Genomic DNA, 17568 nt, shown 5'->3' with positions numbered 1-17568 from the left:
GCTTGACCTGGCCGCGCAGGCCGCGCCGTGACGTCGCCGAGAAAGTCACGGTCGGCGGCATCTTCGATCGACTGGCGCATCTCGTGGTGCGCCGGCCGTGGTGGGTCATCGGCATCTGGCTGATCGTCGTCGCGGTGTTGTCGGTGGCCGTTCCGCCGTTGATGAAATTGGCCAGCGACCGGAACCAGGAACTGCTGCCCGCCGATTCCGCGGTGATGGCGGCCACCCGCGAGATGACCACGGCGTTCGGCGAACCCGGTATCCAGAACATCGCCCTGGTGGTGCTGACCAACGAGAACGGACTGACCCCCGCCGACGAGGACGTCTACCGCAACCTGGTGGACCGGTTGCACCACGAGCAGGGCGACGTGGTGATGGTGCAGGACTTCGTCGCGCAGCCACCGCTGCGGGATGTGATGGAGAGCAAGGACCACAAGGCGTGGTTCATCCCGGTGGGAATCACCGGCGAATTGGGGTCACCGGAGTCGACCACCGCGTACCAGCGCGTGGTGGATACCGTGCGCGACACCGTAAAAGGGTCCGCACTCGACATGCACATGACGGGGCTCACCGCGACGGTCGCCGAGCGCGAGGAGATCGGGCTGCGCGATCTGCGGGTGATCGAGACCGCCACCGTGGCCATGGTTTTGGTGATCCTGCTGGTGGTGTACCGCAGCATCGTCACCATGCTGGTGCCGCTGGTCACCATCGGCGTCTCGCAGGCGGCCGCCACTCAGGTGGTCGCCGCCCTGGCTCAGATGGGTCTGGCCATCTCCCAGCAGACCCTGGTGTTCATGAGCGCCATGATGATCGGCGCCGGTGTCGACTACGCGGTCTTCCTGATCAGCCGGTACCACGAATACCTGCGGCAGGGCCTGGAATCCGATCAGGCGGTGGCGCGGGCGCTGATCGCCATCGGCAAGGTCATCGCGGCCTCCGCCGCGACGGTCGCGGTCACCTTCCTGGGGATGAGCTTCACCTCGCTCAAGGTGTTCTCCACCACCGGGCCCGCCCTGGCGGTGTCGATCGCCGTGGCGTTCCTCGCCTCGGTCACGCTGTTGCCTGCGATCCTGGCGCTGGCCGGCCGGCGTGGCTGGGTCCAACCGCGCCGTGAGCTGACCTCCAAGTTCTGGCGCCGGTCCGGCATCCACATCGTGCGGCGTCCGGTGGCGCATCTGGTGGGCAGTCTGCTCATCCTGATTCCACTGGCCGCATGTGTCACCCTGTTGCACACCAGCTATGACGCCCGGTCGGCATTGCCGGCGTCCGCCGAGAGCAATGTCGGGATGGCCGCCATCGAACGCCACTTCCCCGCCAGCCTCACCGCCCCGCAGTACGTGTTCATCCAGTCCCCGCACGACCTGCGGACCACCAAGGCACTGGCGGATCTGGAGCAGCTGGCCCAGCGGGTCGCCCAGCTGCCCGACATCTCGGCGGTGCGCGGCGTCACCCGGCCCACGGGTGTACCGCTGGAGCAGGCCACGCTGAGTTACCAGGCCGGGGAGATCGGCAACAAGCTCGCCGACGCCACCGCGAAGATCACCGCGAGCACGGACGCGCGAGCCGCACTCACCGGTGGCGCCGACAAACTCGCCGACAGCCTGGCGACGGTGCGCGGGCAGCTGACCAAGACCACCGGGGTGCTCGACAATCTGAGCAAGACGCTGTCCGGCATGCGCAACGCGTTGCCGAGTTTGGATGAGCTGGCGAAGGTCATCGGCCGTGACTCGCTGCTGCCCGACATGGCGCAGTTCAACGATGCGCTGTGGCTGAACGACACCACCCTGGAAACCATGAAGGCCGACCCCAGTTGCGATCTGGACGAGAAGTGCGCGAGTGACCGGGATCGGTTGCAGCGCATGTCCGATGTGCTGCACAAGGTACTGCCGACGTTGGACGCGGCCACCAAAGCGCTGCATTCACTGGGTCTGAGCAGCCCCGGCGGGGCGAACGGCGGATCCAGCGGTGGATCCGGTGGGCTGCAGCGCCAGCTGGCCTCCCTGGACCAGGGCGCCGCCGCGCTCGCCGAGGGCAGCCGCAAGATCGCGGACGGGGTGCGAATCCTCGACGATCAGACCAGGCAACTGGGTGAAGGTCTGTCGCACGCGTCGGCTTTCCTGTTGTCGATGAAGCTCAACGCCTCGGACCCCGGGGCGGCGGGCTTCTATGTGTCCCCGGAGATCCTGAGCAACGACCGGTTCAAGGACCTGGTGAAGGTCTTCATGTCACCCGGCGGTCACTCGGCCCGGTACCTGGTGGAATCCACCCTGAACCCGTACGACACCAAGGCGATGGATCAGGTGAAGACGATTCTGGCCACAGCTCAAGGGGCACAGGCCAATACGTCGCTGGCCGATGCGTCGGTGTCGATGTCGGGGATGACGCCGTACTACAGCGAGCTGCGTGACTACTACAACCACGACCTCGAGTTCATCGTGGTGATGACCGTCGCCGTGGTGTTCCTGATCCTGGTGCTGCTGCTGCGCGCGGTGGTGGCGCCGCTCTATCTGGTGGGCACGGTGATCCTGTCGTGCCTGTCCTCGCTGGGCATCGGGGTGATCGTGCTCCAGCTGATCGGCGGGCAGTTCATGTCGGCGAGCACACCGGGGATGGCGTTCATCGTGCTGGTGGCCGTCGGCGCCGACTACAACATGCTGCTGATATCGCGGATACGCGATGAGTCCCCGCACGGGATCCGGTCCGGGGTCATCCGGACGGTCCGCTCGACGGGCAGCGTGATCACCTCCGCCGGAATGATCTTCGCCGCACCGATGTTCGCCATGGTGTTCAGCAGCATCGGCTCGATGGTGCAGGGCGGCTTCATCATCGGCGTCGGACTGCTGCTGGACACCCTGTTGGTGCGCACCATCACCGTGCCGGCCCTTGCGGTGCTGGTGGGCAAGTACAACTGGTGGCCGTCCGGGGCGCTGGGGCGGCGCACAGTACGCACGCCGGAGCATGCCGACCCGTCGCGGCTGCAGGACGCGAACGCCTAGACCGGGGCGAGCCGTTCGGTCAGCAGATCGGCCAGCCCACGGATGGTGGTGATCTCGGTGGCCCGCACCCGCACGCCCGTCGCGGTCTCCAGGCGGGTGATCAGTTCCAGGGCGCCGAGGGAGTCGATGCCGCTTTCGGGTAGCGGACGGTCCGGATCGATGTCCCGGCGCACGACGGCGCTGACCTGTTCGGTGATCATCCTGCGCAGGCGCGGCGGCCACTGCGCGCGCGGCAGCCCGTCGAGTTCGGTACGCAGTCGTGCGGCGTCCGCCGAGTCCCGCGGAGACGCCCGCAGCGCCGCCCCGAACGGACTGCGCGCGACAATGGCCGATCGCCAGGCCGAATCGCTTGGCGCGTAGGCGGTGTGCGCGCGACCGTGACGCAGCAGCATCTCGAACGCGGCGCAGCCCGCGGCGGTGGTCGCGGTGTCGGCGGCCCATGCGATCGTGGTCGCGGGCCGGCCCGCGTTTTGGCGCCACCTGGCGAAGCCGTCCAGCCATCCGCCCGCCGCAGCCTCGGCGCCGCGCCCGGGCGGGCCGGCCAGCGCCGCGGTCGAGGTGAACGAGCAGAACCAGTCCAGCGGCTGGGAAATGGTGGCCGCGTGCAGATTCCAGGCGCCGAGAACCACCGCCGCCCAGGTGTCGTCAAACGATGCCGGGGTCTGCGCCAGCGCCTCGGTGTGCAGCACCCCGCGCACCGGCCGCCGGGTGCGGGCCGCCGCGGCGACCACGCCGGCGGCGGTGCCGCCCTCGGCGATGTCGGCGGATTCGAGCGCCACCTCGGTGCCCGTCGCGCGGATGGCGTCCACCCGGGCCAGGGCCTGCGGCGACGGCGGTGTCCGCGAGCACAACACCAGGGCACCGGCACCGGCGGCGGACATACGTTCGGCCAACAGCAGTCCCGGGTCGGTGAGCCCGCCCGTGACGACGTAGGTGCCGTCGGGCCGGAAGGTCTGGATCTGCTCGGCAGGCATCACCACCCGCAGACGGCCCACGGCGGGGATCTCGAGCACCGGCACGCCGATGTGGCCGGCCCCGTCCGTCGCCGCGACGGCACCGGCCGCGTCGGCCAGTGGGTGCACGGCGTGGGCGGGCAGCGGCAGCGTGCCATCGGAGATCGATCCGAACACCTCGGTCAGCACGGCGCCGACCCGGCCCGGGTGGCTGCCGGCCAACTGCGCCATGTCGACAGCGCTGAACGTGAGGTTGGCGCGATCGGCGGGCAGGCCCGCACCGCCGAAACCCTGGCCGCCGATCTCGACGAACCGGCCACCGGGCGCCAGCAGTTCGGCGCCCGCGCGCCGGGCCACCCCGGAAACCGAGTTGAGCACCACGTCCACCCCGCGGCCCAGGGTGTCGCGGCGGAGGTGGGCGGCCAGATCGGCACTGTGCGAATCGTAGACGTGCGCTACACCCATGTCGCGCAACAAGGTTCGATTACCGTCGGTATCGGCGGTGGCGAAGATCTGCGCACCCGCGTGCCGAGCGACGGCGACCGCAGCCGGCCCGGCCGCGCCGCTCGCGCCGTGGATCAACACCACGTCATCGGCGCTCAGCCGGGCCGATTCGCGAAGGCCGCGATGAACGGTGGCGTATGCGGTGACGACGGCCGCCGCGGCGAGGTCGGACAGGCCGGCCGGAACCGGGACGGCCGACCGCGCATCGCAGGTGAGGAAGGTGCCCCACGACCCGCCCGGGCAGATACCCGCCACCCGGTCGCCCACCTTGAGCTCCGTCACACCCACCCCGACCGCCGTCACCATCCCGGCGAAGTCGGTGCCCAGCCGGCGGTCCGGCGCCTCGGCGTCACCGTCACCGCCGAACGCCGCCCGGGCGTCGGCGACGGTCACGCCCGCGGCGCGTACCGAAACCTCGACTTCCCCGGGACCCGGGGATATTCGTTCGTGGGCAACGAGTTCCAGTGACTTCGGGTCGCCGGGGGTGCGCAATTGCGTGCGGATGCCGTGACGCAGCGGATCGACCTCGGCGGTACGCCGGTCCTCGGGTCCAAGGGGTGCCGCCGTCAGCCGGGCCACGTACCACCGGCCGTCCCGCCACGCGCTCTGATCCTCGTCGGACCCGATGAGCAGCTGGCGGGCCAGGTGTGGCGCAGTGCCCGCGCTCGCGTCGATATCGACATGGCAGGCCGCCAGGTCGGGGTGCTCGTTGCCGAGTACCCGGATCAGTCCCGGCACGCCGGCCTGGGTCAGGTCACACCGCTCGCCGGTGCGGACCGGCTGGGCGGACCGGGTCACCACGTACAGCCGCGCGGGTTCCCCGGGTAGTGCGGCCAATTCGTTCGCGATGCGCATCACCCGGCGCGCCGGTGCACCGTCGGGTCCGTCCTGCTCGGGGCCCGGCGACGGCTCGAGCAGGACCACCACGCCGGCGAATTCGGTGCCGGGGGCTACGCCGCCGAGCAGCGCGGCATCCAGGTCCATACTCGTGCAGTGCGCGCCAAGGCTTTCCAGAGCTTCGACCAGTTCGCCGGCGACCGGATCGCGGCTGGGGTGGCCGATGATCAGCCACCCGCCGGGGTCGGTGTGGGGAAGCTCGGGCAGTGGCCGGTGCTGCCAGTCGACGGTGAGCAGCCGATCATCCGGCCGATGTCGGCCGGTGGCCGCGAATCGCAGACCGGTGACCTCGATCAGCACCGTGCCGTCCGGATCGAGCACCTCGACATCGGCTTCGATGGCGTCGGCGGACACCGCGGTGATGTGGGCGTGGCAGTGGCGGGCGGCGCGTGCCGATCCGAACGCGCGCAGGCGTTTTACCCCGGTGGGCAGCACCGGCACCGCCGGAAAGCCGGGATGGCCGGCCACCGCCTGGAAGCACGCTTCCAGCAGCGCGGGGTGCACCCCGAAAACCGACTGCTGGGCCCGGACCTGCCCGGGCGGCGCGATATCGGCCAACACGGTGTCCTGCCCGTCCGCGGTGCGCACCGCGGTGAGCCCGCAGTACGCCGGACCGATCGCCAGACCGCCCCGGCTCAGTATCGTGCGGAGCTGGCCGCCGTCGCGCCGGATGGGGTGCGCGGCAAGCAGTCCCGCCACATCGCGGGCGGGCGCTGCTGCGGGGCCGGCCACCCGCAGCTCGGCGCGGGCATGCCGGCGTCGCTGCCCCTGCTGATGGGTCTGCACGACGAAATCGAACGCACCGGCGGATCGGTGCGTCGCGACTGCCCCGATGGTGGTGCGCTCCTGCACCGTCAGAGTCTTGTCGAAGGAGAGGTCACCCACCTCGGCGTCCGCGCCGAGCGCCGCGCGAGCCGCGGCCAGCGCCATCTCGCAGTACGCGGCTGCCGAAAGCACTGCCGTGCCGTGGATCTGGTGGTCGGCGAGCCACGGATGGGTATCGATACCCAGCTCGCCCTGCCACAGATGACGGTCCTGATCATCGGCCGAATGCAGATGTGTGCCCAGCAGCGGATGCACCACCACGGTGTACTGCCCACGCGCGGTGGGGTTCGCACCGTCGTCGGTGAACCACAACCGTCTGCGGGTCCAGGCCGGCAGCGGCGCATCCACCAGCCGCCCGGCCGGATAGAGCGCCGCGAAATCGACGGCCGCTCCGGCCGAATGCAACCGGCCGACGAACTCTTGCAGCCCGCCGGTGCGGGCCGGGGTGACCGGCCGGATGTCCAGGGGTTCCGCGGTCCGTTCCAGCGCGCCGGTCAGCACGGCATCGGGTGCCAGTTCCACGAACACCCGATGGCCGTCTTCCAGGGCGGCCCGCGTCGCGGCCGCGAACCGGACCATCTTGCGCAGGTTGGCCACCCAGTAGCGGGCATCGCAGACCGGCTGGTCGCGCGGGTCGAACGAACTCGCCGTATAGAACGTGACATCGGGCGTCATCGGGGTCAGGCCGGCCAACGACGCGGCGAAATCGTCGACGATGGCGTCGACCTGTGGTGAATGCAGGGCGACGCCGGTGGGAATCTCGCGGGCCTGCACCCCACGTTCGGCCCAGGCCGCGACGAGTTCGCGCACCGCGGGGGCGGCACCGGCGATCACCGCGGTGTCCGGGGACGGGACCGCCGCCACCGCGACGTCCTTGGCGCCGCGCAGCGCCGGCTCCGAGAGCAACTGCTGGGCCGGCAGTGCGACCGTCGCCATCGCTCCCGCATCGTCATCGGGTATGCGGGACAACAGGTTCGCCCGGCTGCACACCACCCGCAGGCCGTCCTGAAGCGACAGCGCCCCGGCGACCACGGCGGCCGCCGTCTCGCCGATCGAGTACCCGATGACCGCACCCGGGCGCGCACCGTGCGAACGCAACGCCGCGGCCAGGGCGACCTGCATGGTGAACACGGTGGGCTGGCCACGCCGCACGTCGATGCCGTTGCTGGCCAGCGATATCGCCTCGGTGACCGAGAAACCGCACTCGCGCAGGATCATCGGTTCGCACCTGGCCACGGTGGCGGCGAACACCGGTTCGCCGGCGAGCAGTTCGGCACCGTCCCACCGGGACACCACGTCGGGGAACAGCCAGACCGGACCCCGGTCGGCGGGCCCCTGCGCCGCCGGATGCGTGGTCGCGCTGTCGGCGAGGTCGCGCAGCTCCGCGCAGAGCTGCGCCCGGGTGCTCGCGACGACGGCGGCGCGGACCGAACGGTGGGTGCGCCGGCGGGCCAGGGTGTGGGCCAGGTCGGGCAGCGCCACCTCGTCATGCGCGTCCAGCCAGTCGGCGAGCTCGGCTGCGGTGCGGCGCAATCCCTGCTCCGACGTCGAGGACAGCGGGAAGAGCAGCGCGGGGGAGGACGGTGCGGGGGCGGTAAGAGCTTGTGCCGGAGCCTGTTCCAGCACACCGTGCACATGGGTGCCGGACCCGCCGTGGGCGGACACCGCCGCCCGCCGGGGACCGCCGCCGGCCGGCCACGGCTCCGGCTCGTGCGGGACGGCGAGGTGGGTGGAGATCTGGGCCAGGGCATCCGGCAGCCGGTGAAAGTGCAGGTTCTGCGGCACCACCCCGTGCCGCAGGGCCAGCACCGCCTTCATCAACCCGAGCACGCCGGCGGCGGACCGGGTGTCGCCGAAATTGGTCTTCGCCGAGGTGACCGCACAGGGACCGTCGACACCGTAGACCGTGGCCAGGCCGGTGAACTCGCTGGTGTCACCGTCCGGGGAGCCGGTACCGTGCGCCTCCACCATTGCGACGGTGGCGGGATCGACACCGGCCGCCGCCAACGCCTTTCGGTACACATCACGTTGGGTCTGCGGGGACGGGGTGCCGATCCGGCCGCTCTGATTGGTGGCGGTGCCGCGCACCACCGCCAGGATCCGGTCGCCGTCGCGCAGTGCGTCGGGCAACCGTTTGAGCAGCACCATGCCCGCGCCCTCGCCGGGCACGATGCCGTCGGCGGCGGCGTCGAACGCACGGCAGCGCCCCGTCGGCGACAGCATCCCCTGCGCCGATGCGGCGGCCAGCCGGCGCGGTTCCAGCAGCACGCACGCTCCGCCGGCCAGGGCCAGGTCGCTCTCGCCGTCGTGCAGGCTGCGGCACGCCAGGTGCACGGCGAGCAGGCTGGAGGATCCGTCGGTATCGACGGTGACGGCGGGACCGTGCACGCGCAGTGCGTGGGCGATCCGCCCGGACGCCATGCCGAAACCGTTGCCGTCGAAGCCGTGCGGGCCGGCCATCGTGGCGGGCCCGGAGATCAGTTGGTAATCGGCGTGCGTCAGCCCGATGAAGACACCGGTGCGCGATTGCGCCACCGAACCCGGTGGGATCCCGGCGTGTTCGAAGGACTCCCAGGAGGTTTCCAGCAACAATCGGTGTTGGGGGTCGAGCGCCGCCGCCTGCTGCTCGTCGATATCGAAGAACGGGGCGTCGAATCCGGCGATGTCGTCGAGGAACGCGCCCCAGCGGGACACCGAACGGCCGGGCACACCCGGTTCGGGATCGAAATAGTCGTCGGCATCCCAGCGGTCGGCGGGGATATCGGTGACCAGATCGTCACCGCGCAGCAACGCCTGCCAGAGCTGCTCCGGTGATTCGATACCGCCGGGAAGCCGGCACGCCATCCCGATCACCGCGATCGGGGTCACCGTCGAAGGGCCGTCCGGCGACGGCGACGGCGGACGGTGCGCGCGACGGCCGACGGGATCGAACGAGACCATTGCACCCCTACCGAACCGTCTGACTCCGTTGGCCGCACCCTCGAGTTCCGAAGTCGGGCGCCGTGTGCCGCCGCCCACCATAGTCGACCCAGCTAAGGCCCGACGCAGCTATCACGGCCGGGCCCGCCAGTAGTGTGAGCTACGTGATTGAGGCTTCCATCCCGGCCGTCCTGCGTGAGCGCGCCAGTCTGCAGCCGGATGACGTCGCGGTCACCTTCATCGACTACGACCGGAACTGGGACGGCGAGGCCGAGTCGCTGACCTGGATGCAGCTGTACCGGCGGGCATCGGGTGTGGCGAAGGTGCTGTCGGAGACCGGGGCCGCGGGCGACCGGGTGGTCGTCTCGGCGCCGCAGGGACTCGACTATGTGGCCGGTTTTCTCGGGGCATTGCTGGCGGGCCGGATCGCGGTGCCGTTGTCGGTTCCGATGGGTGGCGCCACCGACGAACGGGTCGGTGCGGTGTTGCGTGACGCCACCGCCGGCGCGGTGCTGACCACCTCCGCGGTGGCCGGGGTGGTGGCCCAGCACCTCGGGCCGGATGCCGGGCACCGCGCGGTCCTGATCGAGGTCGACCAGGTGGGCGAGGATTCCCGGTTCGGGTCCTCGGCCGAATTCGGTGACAGCGCCGGCACGGCCTATCTGCAGTACACGTCCGGGTCGACCCGCCAACCTGCCGGCGTGATGATGTCGCACCAGAACGTGCTGTCCAATTTCGACCAACTGGTGTCGGGCTACTTCGCCGACCGCGGGAAGGTCGCGCCCCCGGACACCACCATCGTGTCGTGGCTGCCGTTCTACCACGACATGGGTCTGGTGCTGGGGGTGTGCGCACCGGTGCTGCTGGGGCTGCGCACCGTGCTCACCAGCCCGGTGGCGTTCCTGGCGCGGCCGGCCCGGTGGATGCAGTTGCTGGCCGGCCATCCGAACGCCTACACCGCGGGACCGAACTTCGCGTTCGAACTGGTCGCACGCAAGATCACCGATGACGATATGGCGGGACTGGACCTGTCCGGCGTGCTGAACATCGTGACCGGCAGCGAACGCGTGCACCCGGCCACGCTGCGCCGCTTCACCCAGCGGTTCGCCCGCTTCAATCTGAAGGAGTCGGTGATCCGGCCGTCCTACGGACTGGCCGAGGCGACGGTGTACGTGGCCACCAGGGCACCGGGTGAACCACCCAAGATCGGGCACTTCGATCCGGAGGAACTGTCCGCGGGCCGGGCCGTCACGCCGGAAGGTGGCCGGGGTACCCCGCTGATCAGCTACGGCGTCCCGGAGGCGCCCCTGGTGCGGATCGTGGATCCCGACACCCGAACCGAATGCCCGCCCGGCACCACCGGAGAGATCTGGGTGCACGGCCCCAACGTCGCCGACGGGTACTGGAACAACCCGGAGAAGACGGCGAGCACCTTCGGCGGCGTGCTGGTCGCTCCGCCGGACGGCACACCGGACGCGCCGTGGCTGCGCACAGGGGACCTCGGCTTCCTGTACGAGGGGGAGCTGTACATCGTCGGGCGGATCAAGGACCTGCTCATCGTGCGCGGCCGCAACCACTCGCCCGACGACATCGAGGCGACCATCCAGGAGATCACCGGCGGCCGGGTCGCCGCCATCGCGGTCGCCGACGGGCAGACCGAGAAACTGGTCACCGTCATCGAGCAGAAGAAGCGCGCGGCCTCGGACGGCGAGGCGGACGCGCAGCTGGCCGCCGTGCGGGGCGAGGTGGCCTCGGCGGTGTTCAGCGCGCACGGATTGGCCATCGCCGACCTGGTCCTGGTGCCGCCCGGCTCGATCCCCATCACCACCAGCGGCAAGATCCGCAGGGCGTCGTGTGTCGAGCAGTACCGGCTCGGCCGGTTCGACCGTCTGGACGCCTGAGCACATGTGGAGTTCTGTTGCGGTGCTTGCGCTTCCGATCGCGCTCGACCCCGTCCGACTCGGCGTCAACCTGCTGCTGATCTCCCGGCCGCGGCCGGCGCAGAACCTGCTGGTGTACTGGATCGGCTGCGTGAGCGCGAGCGTCCTGTTGCTGGTGGTCCCGTTGCTGGTGCTGCACAACACGGCGGTGTTCTCGTCGTTCGTGCACGACCTGGCCAATCCGCACACCACCACGAGCGTCACCGTCCGCGGTATCGAGATCGGCGTGGGCGTGCTGATCCTGTTGATCGCCGCGGTGATGGTGCTCCGTTTGGTCCGGCGGCGCACACCGGAACCGGCGGTGAGTGCGCAAAACGCCGGCAGCACAACCGATTCGGCGACACCGGCACCCATCGCGCGATTGTTGAACCGCGGCCGGGACGCACCGGCCGACGGTGGGACGGCCGTGTCGCGGCTGCTCGGGCGCGCGCACCGGGCCTGGGAGAGCGGGGCCCTGTGGGTGGCGGCGGTCATCGGCTTCTGGGCCGGACCCAACCCGTCGCTGGTCACCTTTTCGCTGGCCACCATCCTGGCCTCGGGTGCCGCGTTCGGTGCCCAGCTCGGCGCCGCCATCGTCTTCATCGTGGTCAGCCTGGCGGTGGTCGAGATCGTGCTGCTCTGCAATCTGGTCACCCCGGCCAGAACCCAGGCCGCGCTGCGCCGGGTGCACGACTGGGTGGGCGGCTATCGCAGCCAGATCGTGATCGCCATCCTCACCCTGGTCGGCTGTGTGTTCGTGGCCCAGGGCGCCGGAATCCTCTGACCGGTGCGGCAGGTGTCCTCAGCGTTGCTCGGCGCTTCGCAGAATGGCCCGGGCCGCCTCGAACCACCTGGCGGCGCCCTTGACGTCGGCGCCGAACTGGATGAAGTCGCGGGTGCTGGAGGTGAAGCCCAAGTTCGGGCAGTGCGTGGTCAGGCTGCCGAGCTGGCTGGTCATCTGGCGCAGCGCGGTGGTCAGGGCCGGGTCCGGGGTGGGCAGGCTGGTCCGGATCTGCTGATTGGCGGCCGTCATGTCGCGGCAGACCCGGTGGATACCGTCGAAATCGGCATGGTTGATCGCCGTCGCCAGCCGGCCGGAGGCCGTGCCGAGGGTCTTGAACGCCTCGTAATGCTGCTTGCGCCACGCATTGATGTGCTCGGCGCTGCCCAGGCCCAGCGGGGCCGAATCCGGCATCCGCGCGGACGCGAGCTCGGCGGCCGAGACGGTGGGATCGGGCGCCGCGCCGCAGGCCGACACGCCGAAGGCCAACGTCACCAGCACGACGAGCCGGTGGGAGCGTTTCACGGTGAGAACTCGCATGCCTAGTGGAGAGGAGAGGGTTCGCTGGGCACTCTATCGCACCCGGCGGCGCAGATACTTCTTTCGTGTTCACCGGAAGTTCCCGTGCGGTTCGGCCGCTGCGGGCGGGCCTCGATGATCATCCAATGATGGACGACGCCAAGAACATTCCCGACACCGGGATCCCACCGGCACTGGCGCACCTGTCGATGGCCGAGCAGCACGACTGGCATCGGGACTACCTGAGGCGGCGGCCGGTCTCCCGGCGCCTCTTTCTCGGCGGCGCGGCCGCGGCGAGTGCCGTCGCGGCGCTCGGGGTTTCACCGTTCGGGTCGCGTGCCTACGCTGCGGAGGCACCGCTGGGTGTCGGCAACCGGCGCGTCGGCTTCGGCGTGGACGCAGCCAGGCAATTGCGGTTCTCGGCGCAGCTCTCGCGAAATCCGAAGAGCACAAAGGTATTCCTCGATCACGGCCCGACGGCCGAGCTGGGCGCCACCGTCGAGGCCGAGGTGCGAAACCTGGTGACTCAGATCCCGGACGGTCGCGACGGTGTGCTGGCCGCCGAGCAGTTCTATGTGCACGCGCCGCTGGACGACCTGCCCGGGTGCGCACCGCATTTCTACCGTTGGCGCACCGACGACGGTTTCAGCAGCGATGTGCGGTCGGCCGCGACCGCGATGCCGAGATCGCGGGCGTCGACGGCGCCGTTCAGGTTCACCATGATCGGCGACCAGGGCACCGACCAGACGCCCGCGCTGCCTGCCGGTCTGGGTCGCGGCGAGTACGACGACGACTACTACCAGCCCGACAACGATCCCGGCGTGGCGCATACCGCCAATGTGCTCGACCAGATCATCGCCGCACGCCCGGACTTCCATGTGCTGGCAGGCGATATCGCATACGCGGACCCGTCGGGACTGGGCAGGCCCGCGACCTTCACCCGCGCCGGGAGCACCCCGCCGGCCGGATTCGACAAGTACAACCCGTTCGTGTGGGACGTCTACCTCGGATCGATCGAGGAGTCCGCCTCGACCACGCCGTGGATGTTCGCCACCGGCAACCACGACATGGAGGCGGCGTACGGGGCGCATGGCTACGGCGGGCACCTGGCCCGACTGGATTTCCCCGGCGGCGGACCGCCCAGCTGCCCGTCGGTGTACTCGTTCAGCTACGGCAACGTCGCGGTGCTGTCGCTGGACGCCAACGACGTGAGCCACGAGATCACCGCCAACACCGGCTACTCACGGGGCGCACAGACGGGTTGGGTGGGCCGCACGCTGGCCGCCTACCGCGGCGACCCGGACATCGACTTCATCGTCTGCTTCTTCCACCACTGCGCCTACTCGACCACCGATGCCCATGCCAGCGACGGCGGCGTCCGCGCGGCATGGTGCGACGTGTTCGACCGGTACCAGGTGGACCTGGTGTTGCAGGGCCACAATCACGTCTTCGAACGCACCGACCCGATCCGTGCCGGTGCACCGACCACCGCCGCCGGCGACAACGCCGTGGTCTACCCCGAGACCGATGGCACCGTGTACTACACCGTGGGCTGCGGTGGCCGTCCCCGCTACGGGTTCGCGCCCGGCGAACGGGAGAGCTACCGCGGCAACGTGCTGGACGACATCGCCGTGCCCAACAGCTACTACTGGAACGCCGCGGGCGCGAAGCAGGCCGAGGCCGTCGGGTGGTCGCGGGTGCGGTTCCGCAACTACGCCTTCCTGCGGGTCGACGTCCGGCCTGGTGCGCTGGTCAGCGAGATGGACGTGACCGGCGTCGACGAGTACGGACGCGAGTTCGACAAGCTCACCTACCGGCGCCCGGTGCGGTTCTGATTTCTTTTCAGGTGTGAGGTTTCTTACTGCCGGGTAATAACACCGGTATGGAGTCAACGTCGCACCCAGGAGTGTTCGCCCGATGACCACACCGTTGCGCAAACTGGCGCGGTGGAGCATCCGCCCCGCGAAAAACGTCGACACCGCCACCAGTCCGAAGGTGAACGTGTTGCGGGGCTTGACCGCTCGGGCCACCACCCCGCTGCTCCCGGATGACTACCTGAAGATGATCAACCCGTTGTGGACCGCCCGCGAACTGCGTGGCGAGGTGGTCACGGTGCAACGCGAAACCGAGGACACCGCAACGGTCACCATCAAACCGGGGTGGGGATTCTCGGCGGACTACCAGCCCGGCCAGTATGTGGGCATCGGATTGCGGGTCAGCGGCCGCTGGCATTGGCGCTCGTACTCGCTGACCTCGGTGCCGAAGCGCGGTGCCAAACACATCACCATCACCGTCAAGGCCACCCCCGAGGGCTTCCTGTCCTCTCACCTGGTCAACGGCGTCGAACCGGGAACCATTGTCCGGCTGGCGAAACCCAAGGGGGACTTCGCCTTACCCAATCCGCCGCCGCCGAAGATCCTGTTCATCAGCGCAGGCAGTGGCATCACCCCGGTGATCGCGATGCTGCGGTCGCTCTCGGCGCGCGGGCAGCAACCCGACATCGTGCACGTGCACTCCGCACCGTCGGAGGGGTCCGTCATCTTCGGTGACGAGTTGCGCGAGCTGCAGCAGCGCCACCCCAGTTATCGCCTGCATCTGCGGCTGACCGAGACGGATGGGCACCTGGACTTCAGCAGGCTGGACGCGGCGGTCCCCGACTGGGCCGACCGGCCGACCTGGGCCTGCGGACCCGCCGCGATGCTCGACGATGTCGAGGCGGTCTTCCACGACGCGGGTCTGGACCGGGCGCTGCATGTCGAGCGCTTCACCATCGACCGCACCGACAAGGGCGGCGAGGGTGGCACCGTCACCTTCGCGATCTCCGACAAATCGATCGAGATCGACGGCGCCACTTCACTTCTGGAAGCCGGCGAGAAGATCGGGATTCAGATGCCGTTCGGCTGCCGGATGGGTATCTGCCAGACCTGCGTGCTACCGCTGGAGGAGGGGTACGTGCGGGATTTCCGGTCGGGTGCCGAACACGGGGCCGGCGATCGGATCAACACGTGCATCTCGACGGCTTCCGGGGATTGCACACTCAAGATCTAGGGGGAAAGCATGGCCATCACCGACATCAAACAGTATGCGCACCTGACGCCCGAGGACGTCGAAGCCCTGGCCGGTGAGCTGGACGCGATCAGGGCCGAGGTGGAAGAGTCGCGCGGCGAACGCGATGCCCGCTACATCCGGCGGGCCATCCAGCTGCAGCGGGGACTGGCCGTCGCCGGCCGGGTCGCCTTGTTCGCCAGCCATCACAAGGTGGCCCGGCGTGCCGGTATCGCGTTGTTGGGCACCGCGAAGATCATCGAGAACATGGAGCTGGGGCACAACATCACCCACGGTCAGTGGGACTGGATGAACGATCCCGAGATCCACTCCACCGAATGGGAATGGGATACCACCTCGCCGACCGAGCACTGGAAGAAGTCACACAACTTCATTCACCACAAGTACACCAATGTCGTTGGCCTCGACGACGATATCGGCTACGGCATCATGCGGCTGACCCGTGATCAGCGCTGGGAACGGTGGATGATCGGCAACCCGGTCTACAACGTGGCGCTCGGCACCTTCTTCGAGTGGGGTGTCGCGGCGCACGGGCTGGAAACGGCCAAGGTCCGGGCCAAGGAGAAGTCCTGGGCGCAGGTCCGCAAAGACCTGCGGGTGATCGGCAAGAAGGTCGGCAAGCAGGTCGGCAAGGATTATGTGGTGTTTCCCGCCCTTGCCGGCCGGAACTGGAAATCCACCCTCAAGGCCAACGCGATCGCCAACCTGATCCGCAACTACTGGTCCTACATGGTGATCTTCTGCGGACATTTCCCGGACGGCGCGGAGAAGTTCACCCGTGAAGAGTTCGAGAACGAGACTGCCGGCGAGTGGTATCTGCGGCAGATGTTGGGGTCGGCCAACTTTCACGCCGGACCGGTGCTGGCCTTCATGAGCGGAAACCTCTGCTATCAGATCGAGCACCACCTGTTCCCCGACCTGCCGAGCAATCGGTACGCCGAGATCAGCGTGCGGGTACAAGCCCTGTGCGACAAGTACGACTTGCCCTATACGACGGGATCGCTTCCCCGCCAGTACTTTCAGTCGTTCTGGACCATCCTGAAGCTGGCGCTGCCGAACAAGCTGCTCAAGGCGACGCCCGACGACGCCCCGGAAACGCACTCGGAGCTGAAGTTTCGGATCAGGGCGGGCATGCGGGAGAGTTTCGGGGTGGACCCGGCCACCGGACGGCGTCGCGGCCTGCGCACGGCGATCCGGGAACTGGAGAACGGCGCGATGACGGCCGGGTGACCGGGTTCGCACCGCATTCGCTGGACAGTGCCCGCCAGGTACGTACGGTCGAAAGCATGGATGTTCACACCCTGGCGTTCGAATGGACGGAGACAAACCGGCACTGGCTCATCGAGGTTCCGGCGCGGGTCGTGGTCTACACGATCGTCGTGTTGATCGCCCGGTTCAGCCTGCACCGGATGATCGACCGCGCGTCCGGCACCCGCCGCAAGGCGGGTGCCGGCGAGCCGAAGCCATCGCTGGTGCGCAGCATTCGCGGCCGCATGCCCACCGGGTCTGCCGATCAGCGCAGCACCGAGCGCCGTCTGCTGCGGGCCCAGACGATCGGGTCCGTGCTGAAGTCGACGGTGTCGATCGTCCTGCTGGTCTGGTTGAGCCTGGCGACCCTGAGCGTGCTGGGGGTGAACATCGCGCCCTTCATCGCGTCGGCCGGGGTGATCGGTCTCGCCATCGGTTTCGGTGCCCAGAACCTGGTGCGTGATTTCGTGACCGGTGTGTTCATGCTGCTGGAAGATCAGTACGGGGTGGGCGACACCATCGACGTCGGCGACGCGGTCGGGGTGGTGCAGAGCGTGGGATTGCGGATCACCACGGTCCGGGATATCGACGGCACCCTCTGGTACGTCCGCAACGGGGAGATCAAGCGCGTCGGCAACATGAGCCAGGGCTACGCGGTGGCGCGGATCGAGGTGCCGGTGGCGCCGAGTGCCGATATCGCGCAGGCCGAACAGGTCGCCGTCGACGCGGCACGGGCCGCGCTGTCCGATCAGGAGCTGGCCGACAAGGTCCTCGGTGAACCCAAGATGCTCGGGGTGCAGGAGTGGTCGCCGGACCTGCTCAAGCTGCGGATGACGTTGAAGACCCGGCCGAACGAGCAGTGGGCGGTGCAGCGCCGGTTGCGGCGGGAAATACTGGTCGCCTACGAGCGGGAGCTAACGCAGCGGTGAGGCCGCGACTGC

General features: G+C 69.2%; 9 protein-coding genes. 7 read left to right on the top strand and 2 right to left on the bottom strand.

Annotation, left to right across the window (positions count from 1 at the left end; all coding sequences use genetic code 11):
* Window positions 1–2 precede the first annotated feature (2 nt).
* Window positions 3–2996 carry an MMPL/RND family transporter gene (locus tag ACXPWS_RS31330; protein ID WP_458713768.1) on the top strand — a complete coding sequence of 998 codons (2994 nt, stop codon included), beginning with the start codon at window positions 3–5 and terminating at the stop codon, window positions 2994–2996.
* On the opposite strand, the gene pks2 is transcribed toward ACXPWS_RS31330, so the two are convergent.
* The gene (gene pks2 / locus ACXPWS_RS31325; RefSeq protein ID WP_458710377.1) at window positions 2993–9115 is read right to left on the bottom strand and encodes a sulfolipid-1 biosynthesis phthioceranic/hydroxyphthioceranic acid synthase; all 6123 of its coding nucleotides are present in this window, start codon (window positions 9113–9115) and stop codon (window positions 2993–2995) included. The two genes, ACXPWS_RS31330 and pks2, sit on opposite strands and share 4 nt — an antisense overlap.
* Window positions 9116–9258: 143 nt before the next feature.
* Here pks2 and ACXPWS_RS31320 point away from each other — a divergent pair, with 143 nt between their 5' ends.
* Together ACXPWS_RS31320 and ACXPWS_RS31315 are read left to right on the top strand one after the other, a co-directional pair.
* Window positions 9259–10995 (top strand): AMP-binding protein, encoded by a 1737-nt coding sequence (locus ACXPWS_RS31320; RefSeq protein WP_458710376.1) that lies wholly within the window; start codon window positions 9259–9261, stop codon window positions 10993–10995.
* A 4-nt stretch (window positions 10996–10999) separates the two neighbouring features.
* Window positions 11000–11797 (top strand): GAP family protein, encoded by a 798-nt coding sequence (locus tag ACXPWS_RS31315; RefSeq protein WP_458710375.1) that lies wholly within the window; start codon window positions 11000–11002, stop codon window positions 11795–11797.
* Between the two features lie 18 nt (window positions 11798–11815).
* Here the strand turns inward: ACXPWS_RS31315 and ACXPWS_RS31310 are convergent, their stop codons facing one another.
* Complete coding sequence (locus tag ACXPWS_RS31310; protein WP_458710374.1) at window positions 11816–12319, bottom strand: hypothetical protein; 504 nt, start codon at window positions 12317–12319, stop codon at window positions 11816–11818.
* A gap of 143 nt (window positions 12320–12462) precedes the next feature.
* On the opposite strand from ACXPWS_RS31310, the gene ACXPWS_RS31305 reads away from it, so the two are divergent.
* The 4 genes from ACXPWS_RS31305 to ACXPWS_RS31290 all read left to right on the top strand — a co-directional run bounded on the left by ACXPWS_RS31305 (window position 12463) and on the right by ACXPWS_RS31290 (window position 17556).
* A complete protein-coding gene (locus ACXPWS_RS31305) occupies window positions 12463–14148 on the top strand; it encodes a metallophosphoesterase (RefSeq protein ID WP_458710373.1) in 1686 nt (561 codons plus the stop codon).
* A gap of 82 nt (window positions 14149–14230) precedes the next feature.
* Complete coding sequence (locus ACXPWS_RS31300) at window positions 14231–15361, top strand: ferredoxin reductase (protein ID WP_458710372.1); 1131 nt, start codon at window positions 14231–14233, stop codon at window positions 15359–15361.
* 9 nt (window positions 15362–15370) lie between these two features.
* Complete coding sequence (locus tag ACXPWS_RS31295) at window positions 15371–16609, top strand: fatty acid desaturase family protein (RefSeq protein WP_458710371.1); 1239 nt, start codon at window positions 15371–15373, stop codon at window positions 16607–16609.
* Between the two features lie 56 nt (window positions 16610–16665).
* Window positions 16666–17556, top strand: a complete 891-nt coding sequence (locus ACXPWS_RS31290) for a mechanosensitive ion channel family protein (RefSeq protein WP_458710370.1) — start codon at window positions 16666–16668, stop codon at window positions 17554–17556.
* Window positions 17557–17568: the final 12 nt, after the last annotated feature.

The organism is Mycobacterium sp. BMJ-28, from assembly GCF_054404835.1.
Note: the sequence above shows the minus strand (reverse complement) of the source record. Positions and strands in the feature narration are given on the sequence as shown.

Coding starts and splice junctions, on each gene's coding strand:
- ACXPWS_RS31290 (WP_458710370.1), top strand. CDS start 16,666: ATGGATGTTCACACCCTGGCGTTCGAATGGACGGAGACAAACCGGCAC.
- ACXPWS_RS31295 (WP_458710371.1), top strand. CDS start 15,371: ATGGCCATCACCGACATCAAACAGTATGCGCACCTGACGCCCGAGGAC.
- ACXPWS_RS31300 (WP_458710372.1), top strand. CDS start 14,231: ATGACCACACCGTTGCGCAAACTGGCGCGGTGGAGCATCCGCCCCGCG.
- ACXPWS_RS31315 (WP_458710375.1), top strand. CDS start 11,000: ATGTGGAGTTCTGTTGCGGTGCTTGCGCTTCCGATCGCGCTCGACCCC.
- pks2 (WP_458710377.1), bottom strand. CDS start 9,115: ATGGTCTCGTTCGATCCCGTCGGCCGTCGCGCGCACCGTCCGCCGTCG.
- ACXPWS_RS31305 (WP_458710373.1), top strand. CDS start 12,463: ATGGACGACGCCAAGAACATTCCCGACACCGGGATCCCACCGGCACTG.